Origin of the sequence: Bacillus pumilus, from assembly GCF_003431975.1 — a bacterium.
Classification (GTDB): Bacteria; Bacillota; Bacilli; order Bacillales; family Bacillaceae; genus Bacillus; species Bacillus pumilus_N.
Genome location: NZ_CP027116.1, coordinates 673,337 through 691,053 on the forward strand (window position 1 = coordinate 673,337; position 17,717 = coordinate 691,053).

The window sequence follows — 17,717 nt, forward strand, 5'->3', positions numbered from 1 at the left end:
GAAAAGCGAGGAGATTAAATCATGAACCTACACGAACAAGTAAGAGCCTATATCGAGCAAAACCTAGTGGTATTTGATGAGGAAATTGAGCTTGGAAATGATGATCATATTTTTGAACAAGGCTTTGTGAATTCTCTATTTGCGATGAAACTAGTGAACTATATCGAACATGACTTTCAATTCCAATTAGACAACGAAGACCTCGACATTGCTCATTTTAGTACGGTCAATCGCATTGTCGCCTTAATTGAGAGAAAACAACAGGGGGCAGCTCTTCATGAAAACAGCTGAACAAACGATCAATGCCGTTGAAGACATTCGCCAGTATTGCGATGAACATATCCGTCCGTTTGCCAATGAATTCGATGAGACGGAACATTTGCCAGAGTCACTGATTCGAGATATGGCGAAACGAGGCTACTTGGCAGCAGGTATCCCTTCTTCCTATCAAGGGCTGGGGCTTGATCCAATCGCATATGGACAGTTCACAGAACAAGTGGGAAAAGCTTGCTGTAATGTACGCACATTATTGACAGTAAATTCACTTGTAGGAGAAGCCATTCTTCGTTATGGAACAGAAGATCAAAAACAAGGATGGCTTGTTGAATTAGCTAAAGGAGAAAAAATCGGAGCCTTTGCTTTGTCAGAGCCGAATATTGGTTCAGATGCCAATCATGTTGAAACAAGCTATCAAAAGGAAGGACAATCCTATGTATTAAATGGGACGAAAAAATGGATTTCCTTTGGAGCGATTGCCGATTTCTTTATTGTGATTGCAAGAGACGGTGAACAAGTCACGGCATTCCTTGTCGATCGAGATCAGCCGGGTGTAGAGATTGAGAGAATTACAGGAATGATGGCCAACCGAGCGTCATATTTAGCGGAAATGACCTTCGATCATGTCCGGGTGCATGAAGACTGTGTCTTAGGACCAGTTGGGGGCGGATTTAACCATGTGGTGTCACTTGCATTAGACCATGGAAGATACAGTGTCGCTTGGGCAGGACTTGCCATCGCACAAGAAGCTGTTGATTCTCTTGTCACGTATTCGCGTAAAAGAACACAGTTTAATGAAAAATTGTACAAGCATCAAATGATCAAAGGCATGATCGGGGATGCAGTGACCCAGCTCCATGCAGCGAGAGCTTTATGCCTAAAGGCTGGGGAAATGAGAGAAGCGAATCATCCTGATGCGATCACAGAAACATCCATTGCAAAATATTTCACTTCTAAAATCGCTGTTGACATTACAAATACAAATGTCCAAATTCATGGCGGAAGTGGATTTAGCCGGGAAAACTCAGCTTCAAGACTATATCGTGAAGCGAAGGTGCTTGAAATTATTGAAGGGACTTCGCAAATTCAGCAGCAGGTTATTGCTAACTATGGTTTACGCCATTATTTCGTGAAACATTCTTAGAGAGAAAGGAGATGAGCCCATGGCTTTACAGCCGCAGAAGCTGGATAAACAGAACATTGAAAATATGTTAGGTATCACTACGATCCAAGAAGGACTGCTGTTTCATCATTTAATGGAACCGAACGGAACAGCTTATTTTGAACAACTGATGATCGAAATAGACGGACCAATAGATCGAGACATTTTTGAACAATCATGGACGAATGTCACCAAACAGCATGAAATGCTTAGAACATTGTTCAGATGGCAGGAACTCGCAAGACCAGTACAAATTGTGCTGAAGCAGCATCAGCCAGACATTCGTTATCGTGATTTCACGCAAGCGAAGGAGCCTCTTCATGTGCTGAAAGAAGAGGTAAAGGCACAGAACCGAGAAGAACGCTTTGATCTGCAGGAAGTCCCATTCCGCCTGACGTTATGTGAAGTGAATGATGAAGTCAGCTGGGTTCTCATTAGCTTTCATCACATTTTATTGGACGGCTGGAGCCTTGGGATTGTATTAAGCGATTGGATGAGTGCATATGAGCGCTTATCGAATGGGGACAAACCTCTTCTGGAACAAAGACCAACCTACCAATCCTTTGTCAAATGGCAGCAGAAAAACCTTCAACAGACTGAAGCACAAGCCGCCTATTGGAAAAATGTTTTCAACGGCTGGAGTTATGCAGAACTGCTTCCGAAGTCAAGCGGCGCATATGAAGATTCAGAAGCGTTCCATCAATATGAACATCAAGTGGATACTTCCATTGCCGAGAGCCTGAGCAAATTCACGAATCAATATGACGTGACGCTGGCATCTGTGATGTATACGCTGTGGGGAGTTTTGCTATCTAAGTATGCCAACCAAGATGATATTGTCTTTGGGACAACAGTATCGGGGAGAAATGCAGATGTCCCTCATATTGAAAAGATGACTGGGCTGTTCATTAACACATTACCGCTGCGGGTCTCATTCGAACAGGAACGGCCAATTCTTGAACAGATGCAGGAAGTGAGCCGTGAGATCGCTGTAAGAAATGAATATGAACATACTCCGCTATCTGACTTAAAGAAATATGCAGGAATGACTGCAGAGCAATCCTTATTTGATTCAATCGTCGTCATTGAAAACTATCCATTAGATCAAATGCTCACGAAAAACGATCAGCCAATTCGTATTCGTGGATTTGAGATGACTGAGCAGACAGAATTCGATCTCACGCTTAGTGTCCAGGCATTTGATGATCAGCTGCACTTTTCATTGGTGTATAACCCCGTCAGCTTTTCAGCTGAGCAAATCGAAAAGTGGTGTCAGCATTTTCTTCATCTCCTGTCTGATGCCTGTGCTCATCCGCACAAAACTGCTGCTCAACTACAGCTGCTATCAGAAGAAGAGAAAGAAAAGCAGTTGGCAATTTTTCGGCAATATGGCGGAGCAACATCTAGCAATGAGCCAACGGTGATTGACCTATTTGAAGCACAAGTAGAGCGAACTCCAGCGGCAGCTGCAGTTGAGTTTGGCGATACGACGGTTACATATGAACAACTCAATAAGAGAGTGAACCAGCTCGCACATTATTTACAAAACAAAGGGGTCAAACAGGAGCAGCGTGTCGGCATTTTAGCAGAGCATTCCATTGAAATGGTGATAGCATGCTTAGCGATCTTAAAAGCTGGTGGTGCATACGTGCCGATTGATCCTGAATATCCGCAGGAACGAATAGAATATCTATTAGAAGACAGCGGAGTAGAATGGCTCTTAACTCACCCAATAAAAGGGCTCACCTACGCCTATCATGGAGAAAAAATCGATATCACGCAGCCGGATCTATACACCGGACCATCAGACAACTTGGCAGAAGCCATCACCTCAGACCAAACAGCCTACTGCATTTATACATCAGGAACGACCGGAAGACCAAAAGGTGTACTCATTCATCATCTTGGCTTAGCCAACTATATTGAATGGGCGAAGCAAGTATATGTTCGAGGAGAAACAAGGCATTTTGCTTTGTACACTTCACTGTCCTTTGACCTGACGGTTACTTCTATTTTCACACCGCTCATTTCAGGAAATACCATCATGATTTATCACCATGAAAACCGGCAGCTGCTTGTCGAAGACATCATAAAAGACAACCGTGTACATGTGATGAAACTGACACCATCCCATTTACAGTTTATTAAGCATTTGTCTTTCCCAGACAGCCAAATGAAATGTTTCATTTTAGGCGGAGAGCAGCTGGAAACATCTTTAGCGAAATCCATTCAGCAGTCCTTCCCGCAGCCAATTGAAATTGTGAATGAATATGGACCAACTGAAACGGTCGTTGGCTGCATGATTCATCGATATGATCAGGATCTTGATCAAGACGTGTATGTACCGATTGGAAAGCCTGCACAGCATACAGATATTCTTCTGTTTGACAAACATATGAATCTCATGCCGGAAGGAGCCGTCGGTGAATTATATATTGGCGGAAAAGGTGTCGCAAAAGGCTATTTGAATCGCCCAGAACTAACCGAAGAAAGATTTGTCGATCACCCTTTCCAGCCAGGAGAAAAAATTTATAAAACAGGTGATGCAGCGCGCATCCTCCCTAATGGGCTCATTCAATTTTTAGGTCGAAATGATGATCAAGTGAAGCTGAGAGGCTACCGGATTGAAACTGGTGAAATTGAATTTTGGCTGAATGAACAGCCAGGAATAAAAGCAGCAGCAATTGTTGTAAAGCCAGATGCTTCTGGTACACCATGTTTGGCCGCATATGTTGTCACGACAGCCATACTTGATCAAGCGGCAATAAAACAAGCGTTGGCTGATCAACTGCCGGATTATATGATTCCAACTCATTTTGTTCAATTGGACGATATGCCACTGACTGCAAATGGCAAACTAGATAAACGAGCTTTACCTGCTTTGAAACAGGCGCAGCAAACGAAAAAACAGGCGGGATCTACCAATCTTTCTGATACGGAGAAAGTTATTCAAGACATTTGGAAAAAAGTCCTCGGATTAGATGAGGTAAGTGTCCATGACAAATTCTTTGACATTGGCGGGCATTCACTCAATTTGATCCACGTCAATCAACAGCTCGCTAAGCAATTGAATCAAAGCATTCCAATGGTCGAAATGTTCCGCCGCCCAACGATTAGAGAGCTTGCCGCATATTTAAGCGGCGATTCAGAGCAAGTAGCGGCAGACGCGCAGCCTGTAAAACAAAAGACAAGAAAAGCCAATGAGCCGATTGCCATTATTGGAATGGCTGGTAAATTCCCAGGTGCGAAAAATGTTGAGGCATTTTGGCGAAATTTGAAGAACGGAGAAGAATCAATTTCCTTCTTTTCCGATGAAGAACTGCTCGAAGCCGGTATTGACCGTCAAACTTTCGAACGTTCCGATTATGTGAGGGCAAAAGGTGTCATTGATGGACCTGATTTATTTGATGCATCCTTCTTCGGCTATTCGCCAGGTCAGGCAGAAATGATGGATCCTCAAATACGTCTTCTGCATGAGTACGCCTATAAGGCGTTGGAAGATGCGGGGTATGTGCAAGAAGATTATACGGGTAAGGTCGGGTTGTTTACTGGGTCCACATCGAATTTCCAATGGATTCAGCGTTTTGCCGCTTCCCTTGATAGCAGTATGTCAGAGCTGTTTGAAGTGGGTTCACTCAATGATACCTACACTGTAAGTACAAGAATTGCCCATAAATTGAATTTGAAAGGACCGGCGCTTACGCTGCAAACCGCTTGTTCAACTTCTTTGGTCGCCTTGCATTTAGCCTGTCAATCCATTGCGAATGGTGATTCAGATGTAGCTCTTGCGGGAGGTGTGTCGATCCTGCACCCAGTGAAATCAGGCTACGTTTATCAACAGAACATGGTGAAATCAAGTGATGGCCACTGCCGCGCCTTTGACGATCAAGCGGATGGAACTGTTGGCGGAGATGGTGTTGGTCTTGTTGCTTTAAAAGCACTTAGTGAAGCCATAGAAGATGGCGACCATATTTATGCAGTCATTAAAGGATCTGCCATCAACAATGATGGTGATCAAAAGGTTGGTTTCAATGCTCCGAGCGTCGAAGGACAGACACGTGTCATTCAGGATGCACTGCATCAAGCAGATGTTTCACCAGATACGATTGAATATGTGGAAACACATGGAACAGGCACATCACTTGGTGACCCGATTGAAATAGAGGCGCTCACAAAGGCTTTCGACACACAGAAAAAACAATTTTGCCGCATTGGGTCTGTGAAAACCAATATTGGACATTTGGATGCAGCGGCAGGAGCAGCTGGCTTGATCAAAGCTGTGCTTTCGCTTCAGCATCACACATTTGTACCTAGTCTTCACTTCAAAAAAGCCAATGAAAACATTGCATTTGAACATAGTCCTTTCTTTGTTAATACTGAGCTGACCGACTGGAATCAGCCAGCTTCCCATTTGCGGCGGGCTGGGGTGAGCTCATTTGGAATGGGTGGAACGAATGCACATGTCATATTAGAAGAAGCGCCACAAAGAGACCGTCAGCAAATGCCTCGTTCTGCTGAGCTGCTTGTTCTTTCAGCAAAGAGCAAAACGAGCTTGGAACGAATGAAAGCCAAACTCGCAAGCCAAATAGACAACACGCCTTCTATCAATTTGGCAGACGCAGCTTATACGCTGCAAACAGGAAGACAATCCTTTGGTTTCCGTCAGACATTTGTTGCGGCAAGCAGAGAAGATGCTTTGCGCGTATTAACAGAAAAGCAAGGAAAGGGCATTGGAAAGCTCATGCATTCGCATGTGGAGAAACAAAAGATTATTTTTATGTTTTCTGGACAAGGCAATCAATATCTCAATATGGGATTAGATTTGTACCGGGAAGAGCCTTACTTTAAGAAGCAAATGGATGCTTGTTTTCAAGCATATGAAGAAGCAACGGGGCGAAGTCTTGCACGTATTCTGTACCCATTAGCGGCTGAAACAGAAAAGGCGCGTGAACAATTGGCAAGTACTCAATATGCACAGCCAGCCATTTTTGCCATTGAATATGCCTTATCCATGCTTTTCATTGAATGGGGCGTTCGTCCTGATGCAATGATCGGCTATAGCTTTGGCGAATTAACGGCAGCCGCCATATCAGGGCTATTCAGCTTAAAGGACGCAATGTCCATGGTCGCCTATCGTGCGAATGCGATGCAGTCGTCACCATCTGGCGTCATGATGAGTGTTCCATTACCTGAGGCAGAGCTTAAACCGATGCTTCCAAAAGATATTTCTCTCGCGGTTGTCAATGATTCATCATGTATTGTGTCAGGTCTAGAAGAGGCGATCAGTGAATTTGAACAAGAGCTGAAAAGCAACAGATTGATGTGTATGCGATTAGGTGGAACCATTGCCGCCCACTCACATGTCATGAAGGAGGCAGCGGAGCAATTCGGAGAAAAATTAACACATATGAAAGCCGAGTCTCTTCGCATTCCATTCATTTCGAATTTGTCAGGAGATTGGATGACAGATACGAGAGCGAAGGATATGTCTTATTGGAAAAGGCATATGACTGATACAGTTCGTTTTGCTGAAGGGATCACAAATATTTTACAAGAGGACAATATTCAATTAATTGAGATTGGACCAGGACAAGATTTAAGCGTGATGGTCAATCGGTCGCTGAACGGCCTGAACCAGCATGTATGTCATGTGTTAAGGCATGCAAAACAAGATGTGACGGATACTGAATTTTTACTTGGGCAAATAGGACGTCTGTGGACAAACGGATTATCTATTGATTGGGATAGGTTCCATCTAAACCGTCAGCCGCGGAAAATGCCGCTGCCAACGTATGTGTTTGATCAAACCTCCTATTGGTATGATGCAGCAGATCGTGTGAAACAAGACAAACCAAAGCAATCTGGACGAAAGCAGCAAATGGCTGAATGGTTCTATACCCCTCATTGGGAAGCGGATCTTTTACCTTGCGTGCCATTAGAAGATACGTCTGACGGAGCCTTGCTTTTGTTTGCAGATCCATCTGCTTTTGGAGAGAAGGTTACGGCTGAGCTCCTGACGAAACGGAACGAGTCCGTCATGGTTCGTAAAGGAAATGAATTTACAAAGCATGACGAAAAAAGCTATACCATTCGGTCACATGAGCCATCTGATTATGAAAGGCTCATATCAAATCTGGCAGATGACGAAATCAACGTGTCAAAAGTTTGCCATCTATGGGGGCTTGCAGAAAGACAGCCGTCTCAAACGGAAGAAGAATGGGTGAAGCAAACGCAGCAAGAAGCTTATTACTCCTTGCTTTATATCGGCCAGGCACTGAAAAAATATGTGTTGGACCAAAAGGTATCGATTACAGTTCTTTCCTCATTGACGTATGCCGTTGGCGGTGAGCCTGTACTTTATCCTGAAAAAGCGATCCATCTAGGACCTGCCATGGTGATATCACAAGAAACCCCGAACTTACGTTACCGCATTATTGATATTGATCGTCCAGTGGAAAATGGGGTTCAAGAAAAGAGATTGCTAAAGCAAATAAGCGATGAGCTAGATCGAGCGTATGGACCGCTTCTCACGGTCTATCGACGAAATAAACGATATGTGAAAAAGTATGCGAAAGGTTCAGTTCCCGAAACGGGACATGCTCATTTGGCTAAAAAAGATGGTGTGTACATTTTAATTGGCGGACTTGGGTTTATTGGATTGAATATCGCCCAGACTTTGGCCGAGCTAACGCAGGGAACATTGATCTTAACGAGCAGATCTGGGCTCCCTGATAGAAGCAAGTGGCAAGAATGGCTGTCTACGCATGATGATCAGGATCTAACAAAGATAAAAATACAAAGGGTCATGGCACTGGAAGAGACAGGCGCAGACGTTCTTATTCAGAAAGTAGACGTTCGTCACAAGGAAGATATCCAGCAATTGATCAACACAGTGGATGCGTCATATGGACAGATCAATGGCGTGATCTATGCAGCTGGAGTGACAGGCGACCAATCCTTGCAGGTGATGGAGCAAACAGATGTCACTTTTTCGGAGCCGCATTTTGAAGCGAAGATGAATGGTGTACTTCATCTTGATGATGCCTTAGGTGATCGATCCCTTGATTTCTGTTTTGTCCTGTCATCTTTGTCACCGATCTTGGGCGGACTCGGTTTTACAGCCTATACAGCTGTGAATCATTTCATCGATGCGTACGTGTATGAACGCAATCTACGTTCAGAAACACAGTGGTCTGTCATTAGCTTTGACGGCTGGGAATTTGAGCAAGGGAAGCAGCTTGATCTTCCAATCGGAGATGATGTTACCGAAACGTTAATTACAGAAAAAGAAGGAAGAATGATCTTTGAACGATTGCTTTCACTGGATCAAGTGGAACAAATGGTTATTTCAACAACATCTTTACATGATCGTATTCACCGATATGTAGACCGTTTATCCCTTGAGGAAGAGAGCGGCGTGGAGCATGAACAAGATGGCAATTTGTATTCTCGTCCAGCGCTTTCCACGAATTATGCGGCTCCAGAAACGGAGCTGGAGAAGGCATTAAGTCAACATTGGCAAGCTTTCTTTAAGATTGATGAAATTGGCATAGATGATCATTTCTTTGAAATGGGCGGAGATTCTCTAAAGGCGATTACCTTCATTGGTATCATTCATCGTGCATTTAGTGTAGAGCTGACGCTGCCACAATTTTTCCAAATACCTACGATACGATTAATGGCAGCATATATCGATCAAGCAGATACTGCTGCTTATCATGCGATTGAAAAAGCCGAAGTGAAGGAGCATTATCCTTTGTCGTCTGCGCAAAAACGGTTGTATCTCATGCAGCAAATGGATGTAAACAGCACAGGATACAACGAGTTTAAAGCGGGGCGAATCAAAGGAAAACTCGATATTAGCAGGTTGGAATGGGCATTTCAGCAGCTTATTAAGAGACACGAAAGTTTGCGGACTGCGTTTGTACTAGAGAATGGTGTTCCTTATCAAAAGATTGAAGAAGAGGTACCATTTGCAGTCACATTATTTGACCTCACTAACGGATCAACACAAGGATCTGAGGAAGAGCAAAAACAAGTGATTGAACAATTTTTGACTGCCTTTACGTTAAGTGAGGCTCCATTGATGAGAGTCGGTGTGATGAAGCTGGCAGAAGAGGAATTCGTGCTCATGCTGGACATGCACCACATTATTTCAGACGGTCTTTCTCAAGATATTTTGGTCAATGACTTTATGCAGTTATATGACGGCAGGACGCTTGAACCTCTCGCTCTGCAATATAAAGATTTTTCAGAATGGCAAAATGACCTGCTGGCATCAGAAGTACTGAAAGAATCGAGTGATTACTGGAAAGATCGGTTAGAGGGTGCCCCCCTCCTTGATCTGCCAACAGATTTCGATCGGCCAGAGGTGAGACAATTCCGCGGCGGGCATTATACGTTCCGTATAGAAGAAGCAGAGCTAAACGCATTTAAACAGGTGATTTTAAAGGAAGACGCTACACTGTTTATGGGCTTGTTAAGTGTATATCAGATTTTGCTTTACAAATTAAGCGGACAATCAGATATCACGGTCGGGGTTCCGGTAGCAGGGAGAAAACAAGAGGAGCTGCAGCAAGTGATCGGTATTTTTGTCAATATGCTGCCACTTCGTTTGTATCCTAAAGCAGAGCTGACGTACCAGCAATTCCTAGAGGATGTGAAAGCACACGTCATCGATGATTTCGGACATCAAGATTATCAATATGAACAAATGGTTCAAGACCTTCAGTTAAGCCGGAGTGTCAGCCGGAATCTATTGTTTGATGCTGTGTTCGCCTTGCAAAATATGAATCAGCCAGAACTGAAGGTAGGCGGTTTAACCTTTAGTGATTATCCGTATGAGACAGGAACGTCACGCTTTGATTTACTCTGGATTGCGTATGAGCAGGAAGACGGTCTTTCTTCAACGATCGAATATAATACTGAGCTTTTCACAGAGGAAACCATAGAGCGGATTGCGGGCTTGCTGAAAGACATCATGCGGGCTGTTTCAGTAGATGCTGTAAGAATAGAGGAGATCGAACTGACTTCTTCGTTCCAGCAATTAGATGACGTATCTCTTTTCGAATTAGATGACTTGAAAATATAAGTAAAGAGGTGAATGCAAGAGTGATTGAACATGATGATTTTCAACTGAAAGCAGCGGCGAAGGAAAGGGTGAGGGAAAGAGCCTACTGGACATCGATCTTATCAGGTGTCCAGCTTGATGGCCGCATTCCACATACGGTTTCAAAGGCCGAGCCTGCTGCAATGAACCGATCGCTTCATTCGTCCTTCCCTGTGGCAATGAATCATTCGTTAAAGCAATTATGTGGAGATTCTGATTTGCGGCTGTTTATCGTGCTAACCACAGCAGCTTTTGGCTTGCTTCAACGTTATAGCGGAAAAACTGAGTTGATGGTGACTGTTCCTACAATGGAACAGTCTGCCAATCAATCCGCCATCAATCATATGCTGCCGCTTAAGGCGGAGATTGAGCCTCATATGAGCTTTAGCGCAGGGCTAGAGGCAGTGAAACAATCGTTTCAGGAGGCAGTGCGTCATCAAAACTATCCTGTTCAAATATTAATGGATGAGCTTTGGCGTTCAGTAGGAGAAGACAAGAAGCGGGTCAATCTGGCATGTGCATTTGAACCATTGCATGGGAATGCTGACCGAGAGCAGCTGCATGCGGATGTGCTTATTGTTTGGAAGAAAGAACAAGATCACCTTCATGCTGAAGTTCACTGGGATGCTTCTATTTATGATGACCACATGATGGAGCAGTTCTCCAATCATTTCATGAGATTCACAGAGCAATGTCTCGAAACGCCTGAGCAAATGATGAGCACACACTCATTTTTATCTGATGTAGAGAAAAGTCAGCTGTTTGATTCATTTCAAGGGGAGTCGCTCGCTTATCCAGTGGATCGTGATATTGTGTCGTTATTTCAACAACAAGTTCAATTGCATCCAGCGCGAACGGCTGTTGTGTTTGGCACTACCTCCTATACATATGAAGAGGTTGATCAATTATCTGATCGCATTGCGCTTAGACTGTCTCAAAGTCAGATAACACGTGAGACTCCTGTTGGACTCAGAATGTATCGATCTGCTGAACTAGTCATTGCCATTCTTGGCATCTTAAAGGCTGGCTATGCTTATTTACCGATTGATGTCCATCTGCCGATCGAAAGAATTCGGTATATGCTCAAAAACAGCGGCGCTGCAGCTATTGTCTCGGATGCAGAAGGACACGAAGGATTGGATGTCGAGGTTCATGTGATTCAAGACATGCTTCAAGAATCATCAATAAAAGAGAATCTGACTTGGTCAATCTCGCCTTCCGATATGGCGTATGTCCTGTATACATCAGGTACGACAGGGCATCCGAAAGGTGTCGTTATCGAACATCGTCATGTCATTAATTTGGTATATGGAATGAAAACGCGCTTTTTTGATTTGCTCCCTAATCCTTTGCAAGTAGGGATGCTAGCTTCACACATTTTTGATGCGTCTGTTCAAACATTGTTTCCGGCATTGCTCCTCGGACATACACTGCATATTGCCAAAGATGAAGTCCGTATGGATGGGCATGCATTATGGTCCTTTTACCAAGAACATCACATTCAGCTGTCTGATGTGACTCCCTCCCACTTGAAGCTGATGAACAAAGCAGCAGCGCAATCAAGACAAGACCTGCCTGCGTTGAACATGCTGCTGGTTGGCGGAGAGGTGTTCACAAAAGAGCTGATGGATCAATTTTTACAGCATATATCAGGTGAAAAACCGATCATGATTAATGCGTATGGGCCGACTGAATGTACGGTTCAGTCATCATCCTTTTTGATTCCCCAAGACTGGGATGAGCAAGTCATTCCTATTGGGCAGCCGATGCCGAATGAACATATTTTCATATGTGACGCGCAAGGAGAGCCAGTTCCGATTGGCGTCTTTGGAGAGTTATATATAACAGGCGATGGTGTAGGTCGTGGGTACATCAATCACCCTGATCTGAGCAAGGAGAAATTTATTAAAAAACCAGAGCTCAGCAGCGGGATGTTATACGGTACGGGAGACCTTGCAAGATGGCGGTTTGATGGTTTATTAGAATTTGCAAAGAGAAACGACGGTCAAGTGAAAATTAGGGGATATCGAATTGAGCTAGAGGAAATCCGCAGAGCGATTCTTGATGACCCGCATATGCAAGGATTGATTCAAGATGTCATTGTCATTCCTAAGGAAACGCAGGGTCAGGACCAATACATTTGCGCATACATGATGGCAAAACAAGTGATAGATCAGCGCGCGCTTCGTCAGTCTTTAAGTGAAAGATTACCAGGTTATATGGTGCCGAGACATGTCATCGAAATAGAGCAATTTCCTTTAAATCTATCAGGGAAATTGGATATCCAAGCACTGCCGAATCCAGAAGATCAGCTGGCAGACAATCAAGAGCCTGTGACCATTCAAGCACATAATGAAACAGAGCAGAAGCTTGTTCGCATTTTCGCCTCTATTTTACAAGTCCCTGCTTCGCAGATTCGTATAGATGAACCGTTTTTTGACTTAGGCGGGAACTCTTTTAATATCGTTGAGTTGTCCAATAAAGTGAAAGAGGAATTTCAGCAGGAGTTGACAGTGATGGAGCTGTTCCAATTTACAACTGTTTCACAAATAGCTGCTCAATTAAAAAACAAAGCATCAGGGCAAGAGAAACAAATCGAAGATGATGGAGAAAATGAAGCGGATGACTTAGAAAGTGCCGCTCAACTGTTAGGCGGGATGATAGATGAGTAAGTTCACAGGATTAGAGGTTGCAGTGGTTGGGATGGCCTGCCGTTTTCCGGGAGCAAAGAATATTCATCACTTTTGGGACAACCTTGCAAATGGAAGAGAGTTTATTACGTTCTTTTCGAAGGAAGAGCTGCTTGAGGCAGGGGTTGAGAAAGAAGCATTGGATCATGAGCAATATGTACGTGCCAAAGGAGCAGTTGATCAGCATGATCATTTTGATGCAGATTTCTTTGGTTATTCACAGCGTGAAGCAGAAGTAATGGACCCGCAGATCCGCATGTTTCATGAGGTGGCGTGGGAATCTCTTGAAGATGCAGGCTATAACCCTGAAACCTATCAGGAACCAATTGGTTTATTTGGAGCCGCCTCTGCTAATTTATATTGGCAAGCTGCTTCCATGCTGATGAGAACGAATCACTCATCCGAACAATTTGCGGCTGTTCAGTTAACAGATAAAGATTTCATGAACACAAAGGTATCTTATAAATTGAATTTGAAGGGGCCGAGCGTAGCTGTTGATACAGCTTGTTCTTCCTCTTTGACTGCCATTCATATGGCGGCGCGCGCCTTAATTACCGGAGAATGTAAAATGGCTCTCGCAGGCGGCGTCACCATTACGACCCCTCACAAAAAAGGATACATGTATCAAGAGGGCATGATCATGTCGCCAGATGGGCACTGCCGGGCTTTTGATGAACAGGCAGAAGGCACCGTAGGCGGTGAGGGCTGCGGCGTTGTTGTGCTCAAATCATTAAAGCAGGCACTAAAAGATAAGGACCATATCTATGGCGTGATTAAAGGTTCAGCCTATAACAATGACGGCGGGCGGAAGGTTGGCTACACAGCACCAAGTATAGAAGGACAAAGCGAAGTGATTAAAAAGGCACTCAACATCAGTCGTGTAGAAGCTGAGAGTATTTCTTATATTGAAGCACATGGCACAGGTACAACTCTTGGAGATCCGGTTGAAATTGAGTCACTAAAGAAAGCCTTTCAAACGGATAAAAAACAGTTTTGTGCGATTGGGTCTGTGAAAACCAATATTGGTCATCTTGACTCAGCCGCAGGGGTTGCAGGTTTTATCAAGACAGCGCTTAGTCTGTACCATCAGATACTGCCTCCTAGCCTTCATTATAAAAAGCCGAATCCGAAAATTGATTTTGAATCAAGTCCATTTTATGTCAATACTACACCCGTACCATGGACGAAAACAGAGCAGCCGCTGCGTGCCGGAGTTAGTTCATTTGGAGTCGGCGGAACGAATGTACACCTGATCATGGAAGAGGCACCCGCCGCCGACAAACCGTCAGTAGAAAGAGATCATGAACTAATGGTGATTTCTGCAAGATCGAAGCAGGCGGTTCAAAAATCTGCTGAACAAATGACATCTTATTTAAAAGAACAAAAGCGTGTCACACTATCCGAGGCTGCCTTTACACTGCAAGAGGGCAGAAAGCATTTTCCTTATCGACAAGCTTTTCTTGCAGATCCTGACCGCACATTCCAGTCAGCGGGACAGCCACAAAAGGCCTTTCAACAGCCTGCAGTCGTCTGGATGTTTTCTGGACAAGGTGCTCAGTATGTGAATATGGGCAAAGATTTATATGAGAAAGATCCTGAATTTAAACAAATGCTTCAGAAATGTTTTGCCATCATTTTATCTTTATCAGGTGTTGAGATCGAGAACGTGTTATACCCAACAACCGAAGAAGAGTTCATAAAAGCAGAACAGCTCATGCAGCAAACATCATATACACAAATCATCTTGTTTAGTTTTGAGTATGCACTCGCATCGAAGCTGATGGGACTAGGCATACGTCCGCATTATTTCATTGGTCATAGCATTGGAGAAATAACAGCTGCCTGCGTGGCCGGTATTATACACCTTGAAGATGCAATCCGTATCGTTTTAAAAAGAGGCAGTTTGATGCAAAAAATGCCTCGGGGTGAAATGGCCGGAGTGTCACTCTCCGCCGAAGAGATTGAACATGATCTTCCTGAAGGTGTCGAGCTTTCTGCGGTGAATAGCTCGCAATTATCTGTTGTTTCCGGTTCTTCAGAACGATTACAGATCTATCTCGAACAAGCTGAAAAAAGAGGAGCTTCTGTCCAAACATTGAAAACCTCTCATGCCTTTCATACAAGTATGATGGCTGAAGCGTCCGAACAGTTTAAGCACGTTCTCTCCGAAATCACCTATCAACAGGGCGAGATTCCGATTCTTTCGAATGTGACAGGGAACTGGTTAACAAATGAGCAAGCCTCATCGCCTGATTACTGGGCATCTCATATCAGACAGCCTGTTTTATTTAGTCAAGGATTAGAGACGTTACTTGGACTTGGAGAAGTGGTTTTCATTGAAGTGGGGCCAGGTCATACGTTGACTCAATTTGTGAAACGACATGAGGACTATGATGTGAACAAAGCAGCGGCTGTTTCATTGGTGAGACACCCAAAAGAACAAGCTGCTGATGATGAATATATGAAAAAAGCTATAGGGAAGCTGTGGAGTTTTGGAGTGGAACCGAACTGGAGCGCTGTCAGAAAAGAAAAGGCCCCATATCGAGTGTCACTGCCAACATATCCATTCGAGCATCAAATATTCCCCTCTCCGCAGTTTAAAGCAGATCAGCTGATGACCGCTATAGAGCCATCAAAAAAGGGAGAGAGATTCTCCGCTGATTTTGAAGACTGGTTTTATATACCGGTGTGGGAGCGCTCTGCACCTGTACTAAAAGAGCAGCATCATCAAGGGAAGCGTATCTTGGTTTTTGAGAAAAGTGGTCATATTGGCGACTATTTGAAAGAACGGTATGCAGAGGTTGTCAGCGTCTGTCAAAGTGATCATACGATCAAAAAACATGACCAGTTGATGAAGGCTGACGTTCATATGCTGTCACACTTAGAGTGGGTGATGGCTGAACTGCACCAATCTGGGTTTATACCGGAAGAGATCATCTGGATGCATGATGAACTGACAGAAGATACAGGTGATCAGCCAAACTACTTATCTGTACTCGATCTCGTCAGGCTCATCAGTCAGCATCATAACACAACCATCCGTCTTCATCTTGTGTCAAATCAATCGCATGATGTCATCGGGATGGAGAATATCAATCCTCTTCAAGCAACATGCACTGGACTAGCTCTGACCATTCCTCAAGAATATCAGCATATTGCGTGTCAGCACGTTGATTTATGTCAGGAAACAAAGGCGGACTGGCCGCTATTTCTTTCATATGAGGTGGCAATGCACGATCAAGAGGCGGTTGTGGCGTATCGGGGGAACAGCAGGTGGGTTCGAAAAGCTTCGAGTACACCTTTAAGTAAAGAGGAATCGTCCACGCAGCCTTTCAGGACTCATGGTGTTTACCTCCTGACCGGCGGTATGGGAGGCATTGGCTTCACACTAGCTCAACATTTAGCAGAAACGTATCAAGCAAAACTTGTGTTCCTCAGCCGATCACAAATACGTGAACGCTCTGCATGGCATGAGCTGAGTGATGCAGATGGGAAAGAAGCTGAAACCGTGAAAAAGCTGATGACTCTTGAAGAGTTAGGAGCTGATGTACTAACTGTACACGGTGATGTGTCAGATAAAGACGCTGTGCAGAAAGCGGTCCAGCTGGCTCATAAAACGTTTGGCGATTTACATGGTGTCATCCATGCGGCAGGAGAGGCAGATGGGAAGATCATCCAAGCAAGAACAGCAGACGATGAAATTCGCATGTGTCAGGCAAAAATCAACGGGACCTATGTGCTGGATGAAGCACTCAAGAATGAAACGCTCGACTTCGTTTTACTTTGTTCATCCTTAGTGTCCTTTCTTGGAGCGGCTGGACAAGTGGCTTATGCGGCTTCCAATGCTTTTATGGACAGCTTTGCTCAAGCGAAGAGGCGGGAAGGAAAGCCAGTGATTTCTTTAAACTGGGATCGATGGGAAAAAGTCGGCATGGCACACGGCTCAGCATTAGCGGCCAAAGTCAATGACATGATGGCGCTCGAGGAGCAGGCGGGAATTTCGCCAGAAGAAGGAATCAAGGCCTTTCAGGAAGTGCTTCGTCTAGATTATCCACAAATTCTTGTTTCTGTTCGAGACATGACTGAGAGAATAAAACACCGCTTAACACCTATTCAGGAGGAAAAAGAGTCGTGTCAACAAATATCGCAGGTCATAGATGATCGCCTAGAAGTCTCATTGAATGATGCACTCAGCTCCTTTTTTCCTCATGAACCGGATGTGAATGAGAACTTCTTTGAAATGGGTGCGACATCCCTTGATTTGCTGCAGATGAGCGGTCATATTAAATCAATTTATGGGATAGAGGTTCCAGTGGTCATGATGTATAGTCATCCAACGATCGCGTCATTGGCGGCAGAACTGAAGAAGATACATGGCGTGAAGGAAGAAAAGCAAGCTGTCACTGAATCATCTAATCTCCGCAAACAGGCGATGGCAGATGGGAAAAACCGCCGTAAACAGAGATTAAAAAGAAAATAG

At 44.2% G+C, this 17,717-nt stretch carries 5 protein-coding genes; all 5 read left to right on the top strand.

What is annotated here, in order from left to right; all coding sequences use genetic code 11:
• The first annotated feature begins 21 nt into the window (after positions 1–21).
• The 5 genes from C5695_RS03335 to C5695_RS03355 are packed head-to-tail and all read left to right on the top strand — an operon-like array spanning position 22 to position 17,717.
• Entirely contained in the window at positions 22–291 is a 270-nt protein-coding gene (locus C5695_RS03335) for an acyl carrier protein (protein ID WP_003214412.1), read from the top strand.
• Positions 278–1,420, top strand: coding sequence for an acyl-CoA dehydrogenase family protein (locus C5695_RS03340; RefSeq protein ID WP_061407022.1), 1,143 nt, complete (start codon positions 278–280; stop codon positions 1,418–1,420). Before C5695_RS03335 ends, C5695_RS03340 begins: the two co-directional genes overlap by 14 nt.
• Before the next feature lie 19 nt (positions 1,421–1,439).
• Positions 1,440–10,529, top strand: a complete 9,090-nt coding sequence (locus C5695_RS03345) for a non-ribosomal peptide synthetase/type I polyketide synthase (RefSeq protein ID WP_117729159.1) — start codon at positions 1,440–1,442, stop codon at positions 10,527–10,529.
• A 20-nt stretch (positions 10,530–10,549) separates the two neighbouring features.
• Positions 10,550–13,219, top strand: coding sequence for a non-ribosomal peptide synthetase (locus C5695_RS03350; protein ID WP_117729162.1), 2,670 nt, complete (start codon positions 10,550–10,552; stop codon positions 13,217–13,219).
• A complete protein-coding gene (locus tag C5695_RS03355; RefSeq protein WP_117729164.1) occupies positions 13,212–17,717 on the top strand; it encodes a type I polyketide synthase in 4,506 nt (1,501 codons plus the stop codon). Before C5695_RS03350 ends, C5695_RS03355 begins: the two co-directional genes overlap by 8 nt.

Coding starts and splice junctions, on each gene's coding strand:
- C5695_RS03335 (WP_003214412.1), top strand. CDS start 22: ATGAACCTACACGAACAAGTAAGAGCCTATATCGAGCAAAACCTAGTG.
- C5695_RS03340 (WP_061407022.1), top strand. CDS start 278: ATGAAAACAGCTGAACAAACGATCAATGCCGTTGAAGACATTCGCCAG.
- C5695_RS03345 (WP_117729159.1), top strand. CDS start 1,440: ATGGCTTTACAGCCGCAGAAGCTGGATAAACAGAACATTGAAAATATG.
- C5695_RS03355 (WP_117729164.1), top strand. CDS start 13,212: ATGAGTAAGTTCACAGGATTAGAGGTTGCAGTGGTTGGGATGGCCTGC.